Origin of the sequence: Bradyrhizobium sediminis, from assembly GCF_018736105.1 — a bacterium.
GTDB lineage: Bacteria > Pseudomonadota > Alphaproteobacteria > Rhizobiales > Xanthobacteraceae > Bradyrhizobium.
Genome location: NZ_CP076135.1, coordinates 4,475,563 through 4,495,737 on the forward strand (window position 1 = coordinate 4,475,563; position 20,175 = coordinate 4,495,737).

Annotated in this window: 14 protein-coding genes; 12 read left to right on the forward strand and 2 right to left on the reverse strand. The window is 61.5% G+C overall.

Features of this window, described 5'->3' with window-relative positions; translation table 11 throughout:
• Window positions 1-219 precede the first annotated feature (219 nt).
• The 8 genes from KMZ68_RS21330 to KMZ68_RS21365 all read left to right on the forward strand — a co-directional run bounded on the left by KMZ68_RS21330 (window position 220) and on the right by KMZ68_RS21365 (window position 10,736).
• Window positions 220-1,263, forward strand: a complete 1,044-nt coding sequence (locus KMZ68_RS21330; protein ID WP_215613131.1) for a C-terminal binding protein — start codon at window positions 220-222, stop codon at window positions 1,261-1,263.
• A gap of 298 nt (window positions 1,264-1,561) precedes the next feature.
• Window positions 1,562-2,446, forward strand: a complete 885-nt coding sequence (locus KMZ68_RS21335; protein ID WP_215613132.1) for a substrate-binding domain-containing protein — start codon at window positions 1,562-1,564, stop codon at window positions 2,444-2,446.
• A gap of 5 nt (window positions 2,447-2,451) precedes the next feature.
• Window positions 2,452-3,897: a sensor histidine kinase gene (locus KMZ68_RS21340; RefSeq protein ID WP_249779440.1), complete on the forward strand. Its 1,446-nt coding sequence runs from the start codon at window positions 2,452-2,454 to the stop codon at window positions 3,895-3,897.
• Window positions 3,887-5,215, forward strand: a complete 1,329-nt coding sequence (locus KMZ68_RS21345) for a sigma-54-dependent transcriptional regulator (protein ID WP_215613133.1) — start codon at window positions 3,887-3,889, stop codon at window positions 5,213-5,215. The genes KMZ68_RS21340 and KMZ68_RS21345 overlap by 11 nt, the downstream gene beginning before the upstream one ends.
• A gap of 208 nt (window positions 5,216-5,423) precedes the next feature.
• Window positions 5,424-5,945 carry an arsenate reductase (azurin) small subunit gene (locus tag KMZ68_RS21350; protein WP_215603322.1) on the forward strand — a complete coding sequence of 174 codons (522 nt, stop codon included), beginning with the start codon at window positions 5,424-5,426 and terminating at the stop codon, window positions 5,943-5,945.
• Window positions 5,946-5,957: 12 nt separating this feature from the next.
• Window positions 5,958-8,486: an arsenate reductase (azurin) large subunit gene (locus KMZ68_RS21355; RefSeq protein ID WP_215613134.1), complete on the forward strand. Its 2,529-nt coding sequence runs from the start codon at window positions 5,958-5,960 to the stop codon at window positions 8,484-8,486.
• 125 nt (window positions 8,487-8,611) lie between these two features.
• Window positions 8,612-9,193: a DUF2478 domain-containing protein gene (locus tag KMZ68_RS21360; protein WP_215613135.1), complete on the forward strand. Its 582-nt coding sequence runs from the start codon at window positions 8,612-8,614 to the stop codon at window positions 9,191-9,193.
• A 187-nt stretch (window positions 9,194-9,380) separates the two neighbouring features.
• A complete protein-coding gene (locus tag KMZ68_RS21365; protein WP_215613136.1) occupies window positions 9,381-10,736 on the forward strand; it encodes an esterase-like activity of phytase family protein in 1,356 nt (451 codons plus the stop codon).
• A 79-nt stretch (window positions 10,737-10,815) separates the two neighbouring features.
• On the opposite strand, the gene KMZ68_RS21370 is transcribed toward KMZ68_RS21365, so the two are convergent.
• Entirely contained in the window at window positions 10,816-12,471 is a 1,656-nt protein-coding gene (locus KMZ68_RS21370; RefSeq protein WP_215613137.1) for a mucoidy inhibitor MuiA family protein, read from the reverse strand.
• A gap of 474 nt (window positions 12,472-12,945) precedes the next feature.
• Window positions 12,946-13,791, reverse strand: a complete 846-nt coding sequence (locus KMZ68_RS21375; protein WP_215613138.1) for a helix-turn-helix transcriptional regulator — start codon at window positions 13,789-13,791, stop codon at window positions 12,946-12,948.
• Window positions 13,792-14,199: 408 nt separating this feature from the next.
• Between KMZ68_RS21375 and KMZ68_RS21380 the strand changes: the two genes are divergently transcribed.
• The 4 genes from KMZ68_RS21380 (at window position 14,200) to KMZ68_RS21395 (ending at window position 20,147) form a co-directional block, all read left to right on the forward strand.
• Window positions 14,200-14,778, forward strand: a complete 579-nt coding sequence (locus KMZ68_RS21380; RefSeq protein ID WP_215613139.1) for a hypothetical protein — start codon at window positions 14,200-14,202, stop codon at window positions 14,776-14,778.
• 310 nt (window positions 14,779-15,088) lie between these two features.
• Window positions 15,089-15,913 carry a hypothetical protein gene (locus KMZ68_RS21385; protein WP_215613140.1) on the forward strand — a complete coding sequence of 275 codons (825 nt, stop codon included), beginning with the start codon at window positions 15,089-15,091 and terminating at the stop codon, window positions 15,911-15,913.
• A 147-nt stretch (window positions 15,914-16,060) separates the two neighbouring features.
• On the forward strand, window positions 16,061-17,998 hold the full coding sequence (locus tag KMZ68_RS21390) for a hypothetical protein (RefSeq protein ID WP_215613141.1): 1,938 nt from the start codon (window positions 16,061-16,063) through the stop codon (window positions 17,996-17,998).
• Window positions 17,999-18,170: 172 nt separating this feature from the next.
• A complete protein-coding gene (locus tag KMZ68_RS21395) occupies window positions 18,171-20,147 on the forward strand; it encodes a type I secretion system permease/ATPase (RefSeq protein WP_215613142.1) in 1,977 nt (658 codons plus the stop codon).
• The last annotated feature ends 28 nt before the right edge of the window (window positions 20,148-20,175 follow it).

The window sequence follows — 20,175 nt, forward strand, 5'->3', positions numbered from 1 at the left end:
GCGCGGGGTGGCGCGCGATTCGCGGAATGAGTCCCAACACGCTATAGTGAAACCCTTTAGCGCTTTGTTACTCGGCCGCCCGTAGAAGCCCGGACGCAAATGCCGCTTTCTTCCGCAGGTCGCCGGAATTGTGCGAGGCTGAGAATGCTGGAAACGCGAGGCAGCGGCGACGTGTCGCCGTCATAACCAACACCGAAGCGTCAAATCGGGGAGAACAAAATGCCGAAATTCAGGGTGGTGACGCCGAAAGGCGCGAGCTTCACGGTCACCGGCGGCGGTTATGCGCTCGAAAGGGAGGCGCTCGATCCGATCGACGCCGAGATCGTCGAGGCTCCGGCCAATGAGGCGGAGTTCATCGCCGCCGCCCGGACCGCCGACGCGATCTACGCCAAGGGCATCCGGATCACCAAGACCATCATCGACGCCCTGGAAAACTGCAAGGTCATCACGCTCGGCACCGTCGGCGTCGACAGCGTCGACGTCAAGGCCGCCACCGCGCGCGGCATCCCCGTCACCAACGTTCCCGACACTTTCATCGAGGAGGTCGCCGACCACGCCATGATGCTGCTGCTGGCGGGCTTTCGCCGGCTGGTCGCACAGGACCGGATGGTCCGGGAGGGCCGATGGTCCGAGGGCCGCCCGGCGCTGCTGAAGATTCCCCGGCTGATGGGGCAAACGCTGGGTTTCATTTCGTTCGGCCGGGTGGCGCGCGCCGTGGCCAAGCGCGCGGCGCCGTTCGGGTTGCGGATGATGGCCTATGATCCCTTCATTCAGGAGACCCTGATTTCCGACCATGGCGTGATGCCGGCAACCTTGTCGGAAGTGCTGTCGCAATCGGATTTCCTGTCGATGCATGCCCCGGCGCGGCCCGAGGTCCACCACATGCTCGGCGAAGAGCATTTTCGGCAGATGAAGCCGGGCGCCGTGTTCATCAATACCGGCCGCGGCGCGACCGTGGACGAAGAGGCGCTGGTCAAGGCGCTGCAGGAAGGCTGGATCGCGCACGCCGCCCTCGACGTGCTGGAGACGGAACCGCCCTCCTACAACAATCCGATGCTGGGTATGGAAAACGTAACCCTGACGGCCCATGTCGCTTCCGCCTCGGCACGCTTCGACGAAGCGCGCAAGCGCCGCGTCGGCCACGAATTGTCATTGGTCCTGCAAGGGATGTGGCCGGCAAGCTGCGTCAATCCGTCGGTGCTGCAGGATACCTCGCTTCGGCGTTGGCAACCCGTCAGCATGGACCGCGGCCCCAACAGCTAGCTACTGCCAAAGGCCATCAGGGTTACTGACCGAACTGGTGTCGGACGGCCCCTATCGGCGCGTTGACGGCCGCCTCCCGCCAGCGTGACGTTCCAGTCGCCGTTCGTCGGGCGGTGAAGGACGAGCATGGCGGCCCATGCCGCAGGTTCCAGCGCCTGCATCGTCAGCGCTTCGAGGCGGAGCCGGACGCGGACATCCTGGCGGGAAAAGGTCGTCCACGAGGCCTCGACAGCCTGTTCCAAGCATTTCCAAAATACGCTAGTATTGCAGGCAAAATTCGAAGAAGACTGGGAGGTTCATGAATTCCAGTTTGGACCATCGACTGCATCGGCGCGCGTTTCTGCGCGCGGGCGGATGTGCGCTATTGGCACCGGGTTTAGGCGCGCAGGCGGCAGCGCAGGCATCCGGACGCATTCGATTTGGTCTTACGCCGGTATTTCTTACCAATGACCTTGAGCTTCTCGGGCGCTTGCAGTCATATCTTCAGCGCGCAACGGGGCATCCGGTTGAGCTGGTTACCCGGCGCACATATCAGGAAATCACCACTCTCCTGACCACGGGCCAACTCGATGCCGCCTGGATTTGCGGATTTCCGTATGTTGCGCATCGCTCCGAACTCCAGCTTGTTGCGGTCCCACTCTGGCACCACAAGCCACTTTATCGCTCGTATCTGATTGTCGATCGCGACCGTGGGGGCAGCGGACTTCTTGATCTCCGAGGCGACATCCATGCGTTTTCGGATCCTGACTCCAATTCCGGATTTCTCGTCACGCGAGCGGCCCTCGCCGAGCGCGGTCTCAGGCCAGAAACGTTCTTCGCGAAAACCTTCTTCACTTACGGCCACCGCGATGTGATCCGGGCAGTCTCGTCCGGACTTGCCGGGTCAGGCTCGGTGGATGGCTACATCTATGACGTCGTTGGCGAGATCGAACCCGATTTGACGGCCGGCACCCGCGTTCTGACGGCATCGGAGTTGCTTGGCTTTCCTCCCATCGCCGCGCCAAGGGTTCCGCTCAATCAGGTTCGCCTGAATGCACTCGTCAAGGCACTGTGGGAGATGAACAAGGACGACGAAGGTCGAGCCGTCCTGAAGATGCTGCGCCTGGATGGTTTCGGCGCGGAGGACCCCGCCTCTTTCGATGCAATCGCGTCGAAGGCGGCGCTTGTCGCAGCTGCGGGATAACGTACATGCGTATGCCTCTCGTGCACTCCTGGCCAATCACGGTGAAGGTCCCCGTTGCGGTTGCTTCGCTGATGTTGCTGGTTGGGCTCGTCTTGTCGGAGCGTGTACTTTCGCGTCTTGGCAACACGCAGGAAAGCCATCTCATCGAATTATCGCAAAGCTATCTCGATGGGCTATCATCGGCGATAACTCCTTCGATCCTGCGCGAAGACAATTGGGAGATATTCGACGCGATTACCCGGATGCAAACGATCAACAAGAGTCTGCATCCGATGGCAACGATCGTGACAAACGCGGAGGGCGCAGTCATCGCGGCATCCGATCCCAGGCAGCATCCGGTCGGATCCATCATCAAGCCGGCCCGGACCGGCAACGAAACGTCTGCAAGCTTCAGCTTCAGTGCGGGCGCGGACAGCGCCAGCGCCATCCGGGTGTTGTCCTATCCGGGTCGGGTGGCGGGCATCATCTATGCGACATTCGATACACGGCACCTCGCGGCCGAGCGGCGTGACGTGGTCATCGCGCTGGCCTTCACCAACGGGATACTGACGTTATCGCTGGCCGTAGCGGGCTGGATTCTGGTGGCTTTCATGATGCGCCCGGTGCGCATCCTTTCGGAACATCTCGGCGTGGCGCAGGAAACACTTGCAGTACCCATTCCCGAAGACGTCGTTTCGAGAACGAGAGGCGAATTCGGTCGTTTGTTTCGAGGCTATAACGCTCTCGTTCGATCGATGAGAGAGCGCGAGGATTTGGGAAAACGTCTCGCCGAGGAAAAGCGTCTTGGAAGCCTGGGACGACTTGCCTCGACGGTCGCGCACGAAATCAACAATCCGCTCGGAGGGATGTTCAATGCCCTCGCCACACTCAGGTCCCACGGTCACCTCGACAATATTCGCGACGGCAGCCTGGGTTTGCTGGAGCGCGGCCTGGTCGGCATACGCGACGTCGTCCGCACGACGCTGACCATCTATCGGAACGATGGCGCAACAAGGGAGCTGGCCCCCACGGATATCGAGGATCTGGGTCTCCTGATCGCCCCGGAAGCTCACAGAAAAGGCGTCCAGATCAAGACGGAGAATGCGCTGGAGGAAATCGTTCCGCTGTCGAGCACACCGATAAGACAGGCGGTCCTCAATCTGCTCCTGAACGCCGTCGCAGCGACTCCGGACGGATCCCAAGTCAATATGTCGGCTGTGGCAGGTCTCCACGAACTCGAAATTACCGTTGCGGATCGGGGACCGGGGTTGCCGGACGCCGCAGCCGACATCCTCACCGGCCGGCGCGCTGCCCCCCCGCCGCCGGATGGCGGAGGTTTGGGACTCTGGACCACGAGTCGACTTATCACCGACATCGGCGGCCGAATTGAGGTAGGATATCCCGCACATGGTGGCACCGCCATCACACTGAAGATCCCAATCGTGCGCATGGAGTTGTCCAATGTCGCATAGCGAGCGTGTGATCGGTCTTGTCGAAGACGACCAGATCATGGGTGAAAGCATCGTCCAAAGGCTCGCCCTGGAGGGTGTGACTGTCAAATGGTGGCAGTGCGGACGGGATGCGATAAGGGAAATCCCGGTCAGCAAGCTGGAGGCGATCGTCTGCGATATCAGATTGCCCGACCTCAACGGAGAAGACGTGTTTCGAGAGTCGGCGCGTTCATCGAACGTGCCCCCGTTCCTTTTCATCACGGGTCACGGCGACATCGACCAGGCGGTGCGACTGATGCGGGCCGGCGCAGCCGACTATTTCATGAAGCCATTCGAGCTCGACGATTTCCTGATCCGGATCGGAGAGTTGATGGGTCCGCCTCCGGCGTCAGGAACACATGTTCTCGGATTTGCGCCGAAGATGAAGGAACTGGAACGTCTGCTGACGCGGGTGGCCAGGCTTAACTCCACGGTGCTGATCGCCGGAGAGACCGGGAGCGGCAAGGAGGTCGCCGCCAGATTTCTCCATGCCATGTCGGCCAGCGACGGCCGCCCATTTATGGCAGTCAATTGCGCCGCCATTCCGGGCGACCTTCTGGAAAGCGAACTGCTGGGCCACGAAAAAGGAGCGTTCACGGGAGCGTCGCAGCGACACCTCGGCTATGCGGAGCGTGCCGGTGAAGGCATCCTGTTCCTGGACGAGATTGGCGAACTCAGATCCGAGCTTCAGGCGAAGCTGTTGCGCCTGATCGAAGACAGATCGTTCTATCGCGTTGGCGGTGAGCGGCCGATCCCATTCAATGGGCGCCTCGTCGTGGCCACGAACGCAGATCTTCCGAAACTGGTCGAGGCCGGGCGGTTTCGTGAAGATCTCTACTACCGGATCAACGTCGTATCCGTAAGGATCCCGCCGTTGCGCGAGCGGCAGCAGGACATCCCGTGGCTGATGGAACGCTTCTTCGCCGAGAGCGCGGGCCGCATGGAAACGTCGTTGAAGGGCATCAGCAGTCTCGCGGAAGAGGCGGCCCTCTCCTATGCGTGGCCGGGCAATATCCGGGAACTCCGCAACCGCATGGAACGCGCCGTCGCGCTCGGACTTGGACAATGGGTGATGCCCGGCGACATGTTTCCGGAACAAAGCGAGGGGATGGCCACGGCGATGCAAATGGGATCGCTCGAGGACGTCCGGCAAAGCGCCGAAAAGCGTCACATCATCCGCGCGCTGCTGGCGACCAATGGGGAGGTCGGCGCCGCATCGAAGTTGCTCGGCATCGGCCGGACCACGCTTTGGGAAAAGATGCGCCGCCTGGGTCTGAACGACGGCGATCCGGATTTGTAATTTCATGTCGGTCGCGTTGCCGACCTGCCTCCGGAATTTCGAACCGACGGCATCGCAATATGTTCGGATTTCCGAACATCGGCCCCGCTGTTTTAGCCAGAGTTTTCCGCGGGACATTTGATTTCCCACATGATTCTGCTTTGGCCCGGCTCCTGCAATGAGGGGTGGGCGTCCATTCGGACACGCCAAAATCCGGGAGCGAAACCAGATGAAAAGGTGCAACAACCTTGTCGACGCCGGCCGCCGCCGGTTCCTCAGCGGAGCCGGGCTCGCCGCAGCCGGCGCTGCTGCAACCACCCTTCTTCCCACGGAAGCCAACGCAGCGCCCACCACGGCGCGGGTGAATTATCCCTCGAACCGGCTGGCGAACGTATCGCAGCTCAAGGTCAATGAGCCGTTCGATGTGTCCTATCCGGACAAGGACGCGCCGGGCGTCCTTCTCAAACTCGGGACACGGGTCCCGGGCGGCATCGGCCCCGACGGCGACATCGTCGGCTTCTCGACTGCATGCCCCCACAAGGGATTCCCCCTGAGCTACTCGAAGGAGGACAAGACGCTGAGCTGCCCGGGACACTACGGTCGCTACGACTGCGAAAAGGGCGGTCAGCAGATTTGGGGCCACGCAACGCAGAACCTCGCGCAGTATGAACTTCGCGTGGACGGCAAGGGAGACGTCTACGCCGAAGGCGTCGATGAGCTTCTTTATGGCCGGCTATCCAACGTACTTTGACGGGAGGACTCCATGACCCACAAGCGACAGACTGATCGCCTGCCGATCGTCCCGGCGGATGCGAAGGAGCACAACGTCACGTGCCACTATTGTATCGTCGGCTGCGGCTACAAGGCCTACACATGGCCGATCAACAAGCAGGGCGGATTTGACGCGAAGTCAAACAAGTTCGGTATCGACCTATCGAAGCAGCAAGCTGCGGAAACCGCCGCCTGGTATTCGCCGTCGATGTACAATGTGGTCAAGCAGAATGGCCAGGACGTCCAGCTCGTCATCAAACCGGACGTCAACTGCGTCGTAAACTCGGGCCTCGGCTCGATCCGCGGCGCCCGGATGGCCGAGAACCACACTTCGCAACAGCGCGGCACCCAACTACAGCGACTTACCGACCCGATGGTGTGGCGCTACGGTTCGATGCAGCCGACGAGCTGGGATGACGCGCTGGACCTGGTTTCGCGCGTGACTTCGGCGGTCATCAACGAGCAGGGCGAGGATGGACTTTTCGTATCGATGTTCGATCACGGTGGTTCTGCCGGCGGCTACGAAAACACCTGGGGCACCGGAAAGCTCTACTTCGGCGCGATGAAGATCAAGAACGTCCGCATCCATAACCGTCCGGCCTATAATTCGGAGGTTCATGGCACGCGTGACATGGGCGTCGGCGAACTCAACAACTGCTACGAGGACGCTGAACTGGCCGACACGATCGTCGCCATCGGCACCAATCCGCTCGAGACCCAGACCAATTACTTCCTGAATCACTGGGTGCCGAATTTGCGCGGCACGTCGCTTGAGAAGAAAAAGAAGGAATTTCCCGGCGAAGCCGTCGAGGCCGGCCGCATCATCATCATCGATCCGCGGAGGACGGTGACCGTTGCCGCCTGCGAGGCGGAAGCGGGCAAGGACAAGGTGCTGCACCTCGCGCTCGAACCGGGCACGGACCTGGTTCTGTTCAATGCGCTGCTGACTTACATCGCCGACAAGGGATGGGTCGACAAGGCATTCATCACAGCCAGCACGCTGGCTGCCGAGCAAGGGGCGGCATTGATCTCGCGGCCAGGCGGCGCCCCCAACGATCAGCCCCTCACCGACTTTGCCGCGGCCCTGGCGGCCAACCGGACCTCAATTGCCGATGCGGTGCGGATTACCGGCCTCAAGGGCGAGGACATCGTCAAGGCGGCCCAGTGGATCGCCGAGCCGAAGTCCGGCAACAAACGCCGGCGCACGATGTTCGGATATGAAAAGGGCATCATCTGGGGCAACGACAATTACCGCACCAACGGCGCGATTGTGAACCTGGCGCTTGCGACCGGCAATGTCGGGCGCCCTGGCGGCGGCGCTGTCCGGCTCGGAGGCCATCAGGAGGGCTACTCACGCCCCTCCGACGCTCACGTCGGGCGCCCCGCTGCCTATGTCGACAAGCTCCTGATCGAGGGTCGCGGCGGCGTCCATCACATCTGGGCCTGCGATCACTACAAGACGACATTGAACGCCCTCAAGCTCAAGCAAATCTACAAGCGGCGCACGGATATGGTAAAGGATGCCATGAACACCGTGCCTTGGGGCGACCGCAAGGCCATGGTCGACGCCATCATGGTGGCGGTCAGGCAAGGCGGGTTGTTCTCGGTCGATGTCGACATCGTGCCGACGCAGATCGGCCAGGCTTCCCATGTCTGGCTGCCCGCGGCGGTGTCGGGCGAAATGAACCTGACATCCATGAATGGCGAGCGGCGCATGCGGCTCACCGAGCGTTACATGGACCCGCCGGGGAACGCGCTGCCCGACTGCCTGATCGCCGCACGTCTCGCCAACAACATGGAGCGTGTTCTCCGCGAGCAGGGCAAGGCCGCCTATGCCGACCAGTTCAAGGGCTTCGACTGGAAAACGGAGGAGGACGCCTTCAAGGACGGCTATGCCAAACACGAGAAAGGCGGCGAGCACGTCAGCTATGCCAGGCTGAAAGCAATGGGCAACAATGGCTTCCAGGAACCTGCAACCGCGTTCGCAGACCAGAAGATCGTCGGAACGAAGCGTCTCTATACCGACGGCAAGTTCTCGACCAAGGACGGCAAAGCCTTCTTCATGGCGACGCCGTGGCGCGGCCTGCAGGCGCCAGGCAAGGCCGAGCAGAAGGCCAAATACAAATTCCTCGTCAATAACGGACGGACCAACCTGGTCTGGCAAAACGCATTCATGGATCAATACAACGACTTCGTGATGGATCGGATGCCCTATCCCTTCATCGAAATGAACCCCGAGGACATGAAGGCGCTGAATGTGGCCGCCGGAGATATCGTCGAAATCTTCAACGACTCCGGCTCAACGCAAGCCATGGCGCAGCCCACGCCTTCGGCAAAACGGAACCAGACTTTCATGCTCTTCGCGTTCCCGACCGGCGTCCAGGGCAACGTCGTCAACGCGGGTGTGAACGAGTTGATCATTCCAAATTACAAGCAGACCTGGGCCGATATCCGAAAAATCGCCTCGGCGTCGGAGACGACAAAACGGGTATCTTTCAAGTCGCCTGAATACAAGGTCTGATCTCTCGGGCGAGATCCTCCGGGCGGCAACGGCCGCCCGGCGGTGTCTGAAAACAGGCCGCCCATTTGCGCGAAGATTCGCCCGCCGTAACATGGATCAAACCGCCAGTCCCAAAGGCATTTGAAATGAACCACGCGCCCGACCCGCCCCCGATCCTGGCAATCGTCTATTCAGACGGCCTCGCGGCCGATCGATTCATTTCTGATCTCGGTTACAGGATCCGTGACGCGGGTATCGCGGTGGCGGGTATCGTTCAGCACAATAAATTCATCCGCGACCGGGCCAAGTGCAACATGGAGGTTGAGGAACTCGGCTCGGAAACCGTCCTGCAACTTTCTGAAGATCGCGGAAAGGAAGCACGAGGTTGCCGGTTGGATCGGGGGGCCCTGTCCGAAGCCGCCGCCCTGCTCTCCGCATCGCTCGGAAACGGGCCGGAAATTGTGATCCTCAACAAATTCGGCAAGCTCGAGGCCGAGGGCCGAGGGTTGCGTGATGCGCTCGCCGACGCCGTGCAACTCGGCGTGCCAATCGTCGTCGGCGTTCCCTACCGCAACATTGAACAATGGCGCATCTTTGCTGAAGGCCTCGCCGAGGAATGCCCAATCGATTGCTCCCGGCTGCATGAATGGCTCTCGCGGCACGGAATTGACGTGGATCGGGAGGCTATCGGCACTGTGGCCACGGCGAATACCGCGAGTATCGATTGAGCGAGAACGCATGTGTCGTCGACTACGTCCCGTCGTCGGCCCGACGCGTGGCGAGGAATTGACACCGCTGCCGGCGACGTAACGCCGCAGCTCCGCCCACAGGCGTCACGCCGGCTTCATGGAACCGTCAGCGTGCCGTAACGCCCGTTCCGCAAAACACCGCATGGTCAACTGAAGGAGACTAACCATGCGGATGTCATTGCTTTGCTCCGTTGCATCGATTCTTCTGGCTACTGGCGCCGCCTTCGCGCAAGGCGAAGGCGAGTTTCCCGCAACCCTGAAGGGGCATGCGGTGCTGCCGGCGCAGTCCTTCGTCGAAGCGCCCACCGACGCGCCTGACGATCTCAAGACCGCGGGCAAATACACCACCGGCCGCAGGGTCGATGCCATCGGCAGCGTGATGGGGAAATCCTACGAGCGGCCGACCGGCGTGTCGCTGCCATTCAAGGGCCAGCCGCTGCAGGGCCATTCCGGCATCAAGGTGATGCCCGACGGTTCGTTCTGGGTGCTCACCGACAACGGCATGGGCTCGCGTTACAACTCGCCGGATTCCATGCTGTACCTGAACCGGCACAAGATCGACTGGGCGACCGGCAAGATCGACCGCCAGGAAACCGTGTTCCTGCACGATCCCGACAGGAAGGTGCCGTTCCGCATCCTGCATGAGAGCACCGCCAAGCGCTATCTCACCGGCGCCGACTTCGACACCGAAGGCTTTCAGATCGTCGGCGACACCTTCTGGATCGGCGACGAGTTCGGCCCCTACATCCTGAAGGCCGACAAGAGCGGCAAGGTGCTGGCGGTGTTCGAAACCGTGGCCGACGGCAAGCCGGTGCGCTCGCCGGACCATTGGTCGGTGCAGTCGCCGGGCGCCCCGGGCGCAAGCTACACCACCGTCAATCTGCGCCGCTCCAAGGGCTATGAAGGCTTTGGCGGATCGAAGGACGGCAAGTTCCTCTTCGGCCTGCTGGAAGGCCCGCTGTGGGACGCCGAAAAGAAGGATTGGGAAAAGGTTGACGGCAAGGAAGCCGCGCGGATCCTCGAATTCGACGTCGCGGCGGAAAAGTTCACCGGACGCTACTGGCATTACGTGTTCGAGCACAACGGCCATGCGATCGGCGACTTCAACATGATCGACGCATCGAGCGGCCTGATCATCGAACGCGACAACGGCGAAGGCACCGCGGACAAGGCCTGCCCGCAAGGGACCCGCGGCGACAACTGCTTCCCGGACCTTGCCAAGTTCAAGCGCATCTACAAGATCGAACTCACCGACGCCAACGTTGGCAAGCCGGTGCGCAAGATCGCCTATATCGACCTGATGAAGATCAGGGATCCCGACAAGAAGGCGAAGAAGCCGCTCAACGACGGCGCGCTGACGTTCCCGTTCTTCACCATCGAGAACGTCGACCGCGTCGACGAGACCCATATCATCGTGGGCAACGACAACAACCTGCCGTTCTCCTCGAGCCGCGATCCCAACAAGGCCGACGACAACGAGTTCGTGCTGCTGGAAGTCGGTGAGTTCCTGAAAGCGAAGTGAGACGCGGCTTCCGTGGCTTCATCGCAAATTCATGTCATGCCCCGCCTGAAGCGGGGCATGACGGCGTTGTCGCGCCGTCTCACCCCGACGGGGTCATGACGACGCCCTTGTCCTTGGGCCAGCGCACGCGCCAGGCGAACGCGATGTCTTTCGCCTCGCCGGGCTTCGCTTCGTAAGCCCATTCGAGCACGCCGCGCTTGTCGCGTACATTGGTCGCGGTCGGCGGGGTCGTCGAGGGCAGCATTTCGACCTGGATCTCCTCGTTTTCGCTCACCGGCAACTGATCCTCGATCGCGATCCGGATCGGGAAGTCGTGTCCGTTGCGCACGCTGGTCTTGAAGCTGCGCTCGTCGGTCTTCGACGTCGTCACGATCAGGCCGGCCGAGCCCTCGTTGCGCCTGACCACGGAGCGTTCGATCTTGACCTTGTCGTCGGCGCCGAAGCCGAGCCGCACCGTTTCGTCCTTGCTTGCGGCGGCCATTTGACCGCGGCCGACGAACACGCCGTCGCGATAAATCGCCACGCGCCCCGGCAGCAGCGGCGCGTCCTCGCCTTGCTTGAAGCTGGCCTCGAGAAACGCCGTGGGATCCCTGACCGGCACCGAACGCACCGCGAGAACCGGCGTAATGCTGGCGGTCGACACCCGCAGGCTCTTGGCGCCTTCATTGGCGCCCAGGCTGACGCGGCCGGGAATCCTGAACGTCACCTGAAAGCCGCCGACTTCCGCCGTCGCCTGCTGCTCTTCGGCGGCTTTTGCGCGCGCTTCGGCCGCCTGGGGCGCCGGCATCGCGCGCGGCCTGGCCATATCCGAGGAGACGCTGCCCGCGGCCAGCGGGCGTGGCACTTGCGGATACTGCACGATCAGCGAACCCAGCTCGGGCGCACTGCCGCCGCGCGCGGTCCGCACCGTCGAGACGGCCAGCGCGACGTTCGACCAATCCTCTCCCGTGGTCTGGGTGATCTCGGCGCGGCGCACCAGCTCGAGCGCGGGCTTGCGGTCCTTTGCGCCGGTGTCGAGCCGGGCGTCGTAGATCGGCGCCCAGCGCGCGTTGCGCACGGCGTAGGTCACCCGCAGCATCGCCCTGGTCGCAGCGGCGGTAGCGACATCGATCCGGACCTCGAGCTTGCTCGGCGGCTTGGCCGCACGGTCGGATTCGAGCCGGGCGATCTCGCGGTCGATGTCGCGCTGCTTGCGTTCGGCGTCGCGGATCGCGGTGTCCGCGCTGGCGACTTCCTCCGCGACCGCCGCAAAGGCGGCGCGCCACTCGGAAATCGGACGCGCCTCACCCTTCTCGCCGAGCCCGGCGGGAGAGGCCTCCGCAAAGCGCTCGGCAAATTTGCGGCGCGCGGCGGCCGCATTGATCGCACCTGCGAGGTTGGCGCGCTCGTCCTTGAGCGCTTCGATGCGCTTGTCGAGTTCCGGCAGATTGACCGGCGGCGCCGCGCGCGGCGGCCTGGTGTCGATGGCGCCGATCGTAAGCTTCGCGCCGGCTTCACCCTCGACCCGCAGCGAGGACGGATCCAGCGTTAGCGGAAAATCCTTCGCCACCAGGGTGTGGTCGCCGGCCGGCATATCCAGCGTCATGACGCGCATGATGCTGGCGCCGTCGGGATAGACCGTGACGGCATCGACGGCAGAGCTGGCGTCGATATCGGCCGCCCTCGCCTCCATGGCGGCAAAGGCCGTAACCGCGACCAGGCTGGTCGTGACGAGGATGTTGGCAATCGTTGGCATGAATTCCCTCCCGCAAATCTGGCGCGCGACCACCCTGCCCCTGTCCAGCGGCGCCGGACGGGTCGAGGTCACATCACCGCATGTGATGAGACGCGGCGACGAAGGAACCGGTTCGATTGAGGTAACCGTAAGGCGGCGTCGGGGCGGCGTCAGGGCCAGAGGATGCGGTTCGCGCTTTCCGAAGAATTTCTGCAGCGCAGTGGGACGGCCTGCCGAGATGACCGAGCCCGTCGAAAGCATTAGCACCGATGATCCGGCACCTACCCCGATGCGCATTCGTCATGGCGCCGTTCGATGCTAGGCTTCTTTTCTCCAAGAGACGATAAATTTTCTCTCCATCAACTCAGCTTCGGCGAACAGCCCCCCACCGAAAGCGCCCCGGCCACAGTCCCCCCTGTCACCGGGGCGTCTGTTTGCGATCAGTCCGGCCATTTCCAACGGCTGCAAACCTGAAGAGACAGCATGAATTCACCTCTAATGACGAGGTTCCGAAGATTTGACCAGCGTCAGTGGATCCTGGGGAACGAGTTCAGCCTCGGAATCCGGGATGATGCAGTTGAGGCTGGCAGCAATGGCTACCTGCGTACGGTTGCTTACGCCCAACTTGCGCATGATCTCCCGGACATGGACCTTCACGGTCGTTTCCGTCATTCCGAGCTTGCGACCGATAACCTTGTTGGGATCACCACGGCAGAGACAAGAAAGCACCGCCTGCTGCCGCACCGTCAATTCGGGCCTGGAGATGGCGTCGTCGCACTGGATACTCGCGAAACGGTCGCCGGGCTGGACGAGTGCCCTCTCATCAAAGAGTGAACCCTGCTGTTGGAAGAGGCTTACCGGTTGTCCTCCGGCCGGCGTGTGACCTAGTTGCTCGGAACCCGGAGGCGGTTGCCCATGCGACGTGTCCGGGGAAGAATGCTGATGAGTGTATTCGACCATCGGCGCTCCGTTGGCCACATGAGCGGCCAGTATGGCAGGCGGGAAGTAGGTACCTCCGTGCAGAACGAATGAAAGCGCCTGCAGTGCGAGAGCCGGCACCATGGAATTGGTGAAGTAACCCTGGGCTCCGCAATTGATCGCGGAGATAACGCTTACCGGGCTTTCATCGTCGGAGAGGATCACCAGCGCAGCCTCTCGACGGAGGGTATGCAGCACCTGCAACTCGGCGAGCATTTCGTGAATGGAGGCAGCCGTGCCGACATTGTAAATCAGCATGTCGCACTCGATGTGCTCGACGAGCTTCGTGTGCGCTTCCTCGGGCTGCAGAGAAATCAGCTCAACATTCTCTTCCTTGGCCCAGGGACCCAGGAAGCTCTCCATCACCGCCCTTCGAAAGGGCATCGCATCAATAACGATAACTGTCTTCTTGGATGGTGGGACTAACATAACGCGCCCCCGACTCTGTTTTTATATTAAAGTATTTTCAACAGGATCTTTCCGAGACGACCAAGGCTGCGCTTGAATTACGCTGTCGGCAACCAAAGGGACCAAAGGGGTTGCTCCTGTGCCAATAGAGACAATCTTAGTATAATAAGCAATTAGTTGCCAACAAATTCCGGGTTCCATCGGACTGGCGGTCGTTGCGCGTAAGCAGGATGCGGGCGTTATTGTCACTCTCTAGATGCAACGTCGCTCTAGACAACCTCTGTAATGTATCTTTCGATATATACTTCCTCGTAGGCGAACCAGTTACAATTAATACTAGGCTGCCCAGCGGACAAGAACGCGATGTTTGTCAGCAAGCTACCGCCAAAACCGGACTTCGACCTGCTGGCCGCCGCCGCTCCGGCTTCGGCGGACCGCCGTACTTTCGTACTCGCCCTGATCGGAAACCTGATCTGCAGCTGGTCGAACAACGAAAGTCTCTTCATCTATGTCCTGATGATTTTGCTGCGGACCGACGAGGCCTCCGCCGCCGTCGTGTTCGCCACCTTGAACACGACCCGCGCGAGGCTCGACCTGATCCAGCGGATGGCCAAGATCAGAGTCACGGACAAGGCTCTCGCCAGGAACCTGACGGCTCTCGTCGAGCGCTTCGGAGAACTGACAAAGGTCCGCAACGAGCTCAATCATTGCATGTTCATCTACGATGCCTCAGGCGCCATCACCCACACCCAGTCGATGCGGCTGGTGGAAACGAAGTCCAGCCTCAGGTTCGGCGAGATAAAGGCGCTGGACGACAGCCGCCTGCAGGACATGCTCAAGACCACGAACGAAATGACGAAGATCAACCGCGACATCTGGGATCTGCTGCCGCGGCTTGAAGCACATGTCTGCGACACGCAGCCGCAGCGACAGTTGGCGTAGGCCCGAAGCAGACAGCCATACAGCGGCGACGCCGCCGTCATCTCGATCCCCCAACCGAATGCCAGGCCTATCGAATGCGCCAACCGGAACGTCGATCGGCTGATATCGCAAGATATCGCGGCTGACCGGATGCATCCATGTTGCGAACGCGTCCGTTGCGCGATGTTGCGCCGCCGGCGTTCGCAATAAGGCGGATGCGGGCAGTCGGAGGAACCGACGTTCAAGAGCACCGCCGCGCTTCGAAGATCGCAGACACAGAAGATCAGCGATCTCGTTTCGTCCTGCGATGCTCCAACCACAGGAGCCCGCCATGAGTGGCAGGTCACACCGGAGACACGACCAGGACCAAGACCAGAAGCAAGACCAGATCCAAGCCAATCTTCAGGGCCAGTTGCAGGGCCAGGGTCAGTTGCAGGGCCAGGGTCAAGGCCAAGGCCAGGGTCAGGGCCAGTACCAGACCGCTGTGCAGTCGCTGGATTCCAGCAGCAGCAATGACAACTGGAATGCCAACGGCAACCTGAACGGCAATGGCAACCTTAACGGCAACCTGAACTTCAACGACAACAAGAACGAGAACCAGGTCGACAACAAGCTCGACAACAAGGTCGAAAACGGCGTCGACAACAAGGTCGACAACAGCGTCGACAACAAGATCGAAAACACCATCGACAACAAGGTCAACGTCGATGTGGATGTGAAGGTCGACCTCGACCTGAGCGCCGACGGCCTGAGCAGTCCCGTGATCGATCTTCATGGACTGACACACATCAACGACTCGCTGATCATGCCCGACGTGGTGACCCAGACCATGGGGAACGGCAACCAGTTCAATATCGATCAGGTGAACAACCTGGTTGACAACGACACCCTGTACGATCCGAAGGTATCGTTCGGCGGCTGGGATGTGGAATTCCACATGGATGCCAAGGCCGAGGGCGGCGACTCCAAGGTCGACTCCAAGATGGGAGACGTTGTCGGTGCCGCGGCCAGCGGTGTGGCGTCACATGCCGACGCATCGCTGACACAGGAGGCGTTCAACCAGACCATCACCCAGGGTGCGAACATCCAGTTCAACAGCATCACGATACAAGCTGCAGGCCACGATCTTGCGGATGACCATTCACTGGGCAGCTAGTCACGCGCTTTGCCCGCGCGGCATCCGCCGCGCGGGCTTCCTCCGTCAACCCGCTTCATCGCTTGGTTTCACCACTGCCGCCGCAATTTGCCAATGAGAAGCTGGATGGCCGATGCATGGCCATAATGGCTCAGAGGAGGGTCTCCCATGGCGTCAGCGAGCTTCGTCGAAGTCATCTCGCACTTTGCAGGGTACCTCCAGATCTTTCATGATATCGCCCGCGACCGAGTCCACTACGATGAGAGCCTCGCGCCCCGTCCGCCGGACGACTACATCACCCTACGACCCGATTACGATCATCCCTTCACGCCCGATGACCTGGAAACCAGAGTGGGCCCGGCGCCTGACCTGATCCCGGACGACCCCGCTCATTTCAACCGCATCCATTCGATCAGGTCTTTGAGCGATACGCCGGATCTCGATCTCGGTTTCTTTCCGCCTTCACGGGGACCGAACATCCAACTTCCGACATCCGCCGGCGGCGGCGGATCGAGCGGCGTCGACTTTCATATCAAGGTGGAATACCAGCCCGGCGGTGAGCAAAGCCAGGTCGAGGTTCATCAACGCAACATTCTCCATGACGACGATACTCTTCTGCAGCTCAACGGCGGGCTTGCTCCGAGCGATCTGACCTTGAGTCTCGCGACGAACATCGCCGCGACGATCGAACGGATGGCGGACGCTGCCAACGGCGAGATCCCGCAGGAATGGTGGATCCCGCAAAATGGAACCGGCGCGACCGACTTTCTGACCGCCCATGACGCAGACTGGGCGGCGAACGGCGGAACACCGGACGCGCATTCGGTGCAGCCCGGCTACTACCTCAATGGCGTGTTGCAGGACCCGGCCCCGATCGCCCCGGACCAGACACTGATAGTCGAGCCGGCGCCTTTGCCGGATACGGGCCAGGGTCTCGGGCAATGGGCCGTCCTCGGCAACAACAGCAGCCTGAACGCGGCGCTGATTATCGATCTTGGCGAGTCCGGCCGCACCATGATCGTCAATGGCGACTATTTCCACACCGATGCGATCTTTCAGACCAACACGATTGTTGACCACGATCACATCAACGTTTCCGATGGTCCGACGCCGCTCGCGGCCACCGGTGACGACGTGACGACCAACATCGCCGACTTCGTGCAGCATCCCGGCGTCTACGCTTCGATCCAAGCGACGTTCGCCGGACCGCATTGGAACGTCGACGTGGTGGACGGCAACTATTACAACGTCCACGTCCTGCTTCAGACCAATTACCTGTTCGACAACGACGTCGTGGTTCAGTCCAGTGCGGACACGCACTACGACCTGGTGGACGGCCACAATCAGCTCGGCAACCTCGCACAGCTATTCAACGGCGAGATTCACTATGACCTGATTGTCATCGAAGGCGCCTACCACGGCATGAATGTCATCTTCCAGAATAATCTGTTGCTCAACAACGACCAGATCCACGTGGCCGCGGACGGCGCCGATCCGACGCAGTCGGTCGAATCCGGGCAGAACAACCTTCTCAACGACGCGACGATCGAGAATTACGGCGGAGACAATTTCGGCGAGATGACCGACGGGATGAAGGCCATCCTCAGCGCGCTGGAAGCCGGAGCAACGTCGCTCGACCCGAGTCTTGGCACCGCGGTGGACGGATCCGGCGGCGTATTCAATGTGCTGTACGTCACGGGTGACTATTACGACATCAACGCTGTGTGGCAGACCAATGTCATATCCGACGTCAACGTGATCTATCAGTTGCAGAACCAGCCGTCGTCCAGCGCACTGACATATTTCCCCGACGGACCCGGGACCCAGTCGGTGACAACCGGCAGCAACAGTCTGGTCAATGATGCCGCGATCATCGATGTCGGCCCGACCAACACCTACGTCACCGGTCAGGTCTACACCGATACGATTCTGGTGCAGGCCAATCTTCTGCCATCGGATCAGGATCAGGCGGTGAACGCCGATACCCAGGCACTGATTCCCGAACTGATCGCCTTCGTCGACGACAGCCAGGACGATACCTGCACGACCCCCGCCACGATCCCCGCTTCGGTGCAAGCAGATCCGATCGCGAGCGTACTGCAATAGACGCAAGGACAGGGTTCCGCTTGATTGTCATCGGTAGTGGAGTTTCGAAATGTCGCTGGGCGGGGACGATCGTTTGAACGGCGGCGGCAGTTCGCATCCAATTCCACCCGGCGAAGGGACTCCGAGGACGGCCAAGATCATTCCGCTTCGGACGGTGCCTGATGCATCTGCGATGCCGGCTGACGATTCCCCCGTCAAATTTGCGGACGAGGAAGCGCCTCAGGCCAAAGCCAAAATCACTGATCCGCCGGTCGAACCGGCGCAGCGGGAGGAAGCAAAGACCCCGGCGCCGGGATCCACCGTCTTGATCGAGCAGCCCGCTACTCCTCCGCCGTCGACCGGCCACGGCGACGGGGGCGGCGGCGGAGCCTCCGGCGGCGGCGGAGGAGGTGGCGGCACGCCGCCGCTGCACAAGAAATCCCGCGACCATGAATTCCGGGATGTGCTCGGCAAGGGCCTTTCGAAAGCACGCCGCAGCCTGGTGACCGTGGGAATCTTCTCGATTGCGGTCAACCTGCTGGTGCTCGCAATTCCGATCTACCTGTTCAATATGTCCGATCGCGTGCTGACCAGCCGCAGCACCGACACGCTGGTGATGCTGACCATAATCGTCATCATTGCGATCGCGGCGCATGTGCTGATGGACATGATGCGCCGCATCATCCTGATGCGCGTTGCGGTCGAGACCGAGGCGAGATTGGGGGGCCCCGTGCTGAGCGCCGCCGCCAAGGCCGCACAAGGCGGATCCAGCCGGGAATTCCAGACGTTGGCGGACCTGCAGCATCTGCGGTCATTCATCACCGGTCCGGTATTGCTGACAATGTTCGATACGCCGGTTTCGCCGGTCTACTTTGCCGTGGTGTTTCTCATTCATCCGCATCTCGGGTTCATCGTGCTGTCGACCGGCGCTGCCCTCGTCGCGGTGGCGCTGTTGAACCAGCGGGTGACCGCGGTGCCGTTCACCCAGGCCAACAACTACGGCACCAGGGCAAACCTGCAGGCGGAATCGATGGCCCGCAATGCCCAGGTCATCAACGCCATGGGAATGATTCCGGAAGGCGTCCAGGTCTGGGGCCGCGAAACGGTCGAGTCCCTGAAGGCGCAGGTGATCGGCCAGGACCGCAACATCCTGATGACGGGGCTGTCGAAGTTCCTGCGGCTGTGCACCCAGATCGCCATCCTCGGATGGGGGGCATGGCTGGCGCTGGAAGGCCAAATGACCAGCGGCATGGTCATTGCGGCTTCGATCGTCGCAAGCCGGGCGCTGTCGCCACTGGAAGGGACCATCGAAGGCTGGCGCAGCTTCGTCCAGGCGCGTTCGGCCTATGCCCGGGTCAAGACCCTGCTGCTGAACTCGCCGCTCAATATGGAGCGGCTGCGGTTGCCGCGGCCGGCTGGATATCTCAACGTCGAGCGGATTCTCTACGTGCCGCCGCCGAACAAGAAGGTAATCCTGAACGGAATCAGCTTTCAGCTGAAGCCCGGGGAATCGCTCGCCATTGTCGGGGATTCCGGAACCGGGAAAACCATGCTGGCGCGCATGCTGGTCGGATCCATCATCCCGACCGCCGGCAGCGTAAGGCTCGACATGATGGATCTGCGCAACTGGGACCCACGACAATTCGGCGAGAGCGTCGGTTACCTGCCGCAGGATGTGCAATTGTTCCCCGCATCGATCAAGGCCAACATCGGCCGGATGCGCGAGGATGCCCGCGACGAGGACGTCTTCGACGCGGCGGAGACCGCCGACGTGCACGAGATGATCTCGGGCTTTGCACAAGGCTATGAGACCATCGTCGGCATGGACGGCAGTCCGTTGTCCGGCGGCCAGCGGCAGCGGATCGGGCTGGCGCGCGCGTTCTACGGCAACCCGCGCCTGATCGTGCTCGACGAGCCAAACTCGAATCTGGATGCGAATGGCGAGCGGGCGCTCGCAAAGGCTTTGCTGCGCGCCAAGGAAAAGAAGATGACGGTGGTCACGATCACCCAGCGCGCCGCACTGCTGCAGAGCGTCGACAAAATCATGATTCTGCATCAGGGAGCGGTGCAGGCATTCGGCACCCGCGACGAGATCATTCCAATCATCACCGGGCGCAAGCCGACGAACATCCCGGGCGGGCCCGGCGATCCCCCGCCACTGGATTCGTAGCGGCCGCAGACGGAAGGGAACGAGGCGC

What these genes read in the sequence shown, in the direction of transcription:
- KMZ68_RS21375 (WP_215613138.1), bottom strand. Translation starts at nt 13,791, where the DNA reads ATGGAGAGCTTCCTGGGTCCCTGGGCCAAGGAAGAGAATGTTGAGCTG.
- KMZ68_RS21385 (WP_215613140.1), top strand. Translation starts at nt 15,089, where the DNA reads ATGAGTGGCAGGTCACACCGGAGACACGACCAGGACCAAGACCAGAAG.
- KMZ68_RS21340 (WP_249779440.1), top strand. Translation starts at nt 2,452, where the DNA reads ATGCGTATGCCTCTCGTGCACTCCTGGCCAATCACGGTGAAGGTCCCC.
- KMZ68_RS21390 (WP_215613141.1), top strand. Translation starts at nt 16,061, where the DNA reads ATGGCGTCAGCGAGCTTCGTCGAAGTCATCTCGCACTTTGCAGGGTAC.
- KMZ68_RS21365 (WP_215613136.1), top strand. Translation starts at nt 9,381, where the DNA reads ATGCGGATGTCATTGCTTTGCTCCGTTGCATCGATTCTTCTGGCTACT.
- KMZ68_RS21330 (WP_215613131.1), top strand. Translation starts at nt 220, where the DNA reads ATGCCGAAATTCAGGGTGGTGACGCCGAAAGGCGCGAGCTTCACGGTC.
- KMZ68_RS21380 (WP_215613139.1), top strand. Translation starts at nt 14,200, where the DNA reads ATGTTTGTCAGCAAGCTACCGCCAAAACCGGACTTCGACCTGCTGGCC.
- KMZ68_RS21345 (WP_215613133.1), top strand. Translation starts at nt 3,887, where the DNA reads ATGTCGCATAGCGAGCGTGTGATCGGTCTTGTCGAAGACGACCAGATC.
- KMZ68_RS21335 (WP_215613132.1), top strand. Translation starts at nt 1,562, where the DNA reads ATGAATTCCAGTTTGGACCATCGACTGCATCGGCGCGCGTTTCTGCGC.
- KMZ68_RS21395 (WP_215613142.1), top strand. Translation starts at nt 18,171, where the DNA reads ATGCCGGCTGACGATTCCCCCGTCAAATTTGCGGACGAGGAAGCGCCT.
- KMZ68_RS21360 (WP_215613135.1), top strand. Translation starts at nt 8,612, where the DNA reads ATGAACCACGCGCCCGACCCGCCCCCGATCCTGGCAATCGTCTATTCA.
- KMZ68_RS21370 (WP_215613137.1), bottom strand. Translation starts at nt 12,471, where the DNA reads ATGCCAACGATTGCCAACATCCTCGTCACGACCAGCCTGGTCGCGGTT.
- KMZ68_RS21355 (WP_215613134.1), top strand. Translation starts at nt 5,958, where the DNA reads ATGACCCACAAGCGACAGACTGATCGCCTGCCGATCGTCCCGGCGGAT.
- KMZ68_RS21350 (WP_215603322.1), top strand. Translation starts at nt 5,424, where the DNA reads ATGAAAAGGTGCAACAACCTTGTCGACGCCGGCCGCCGCCGGTTCCTC.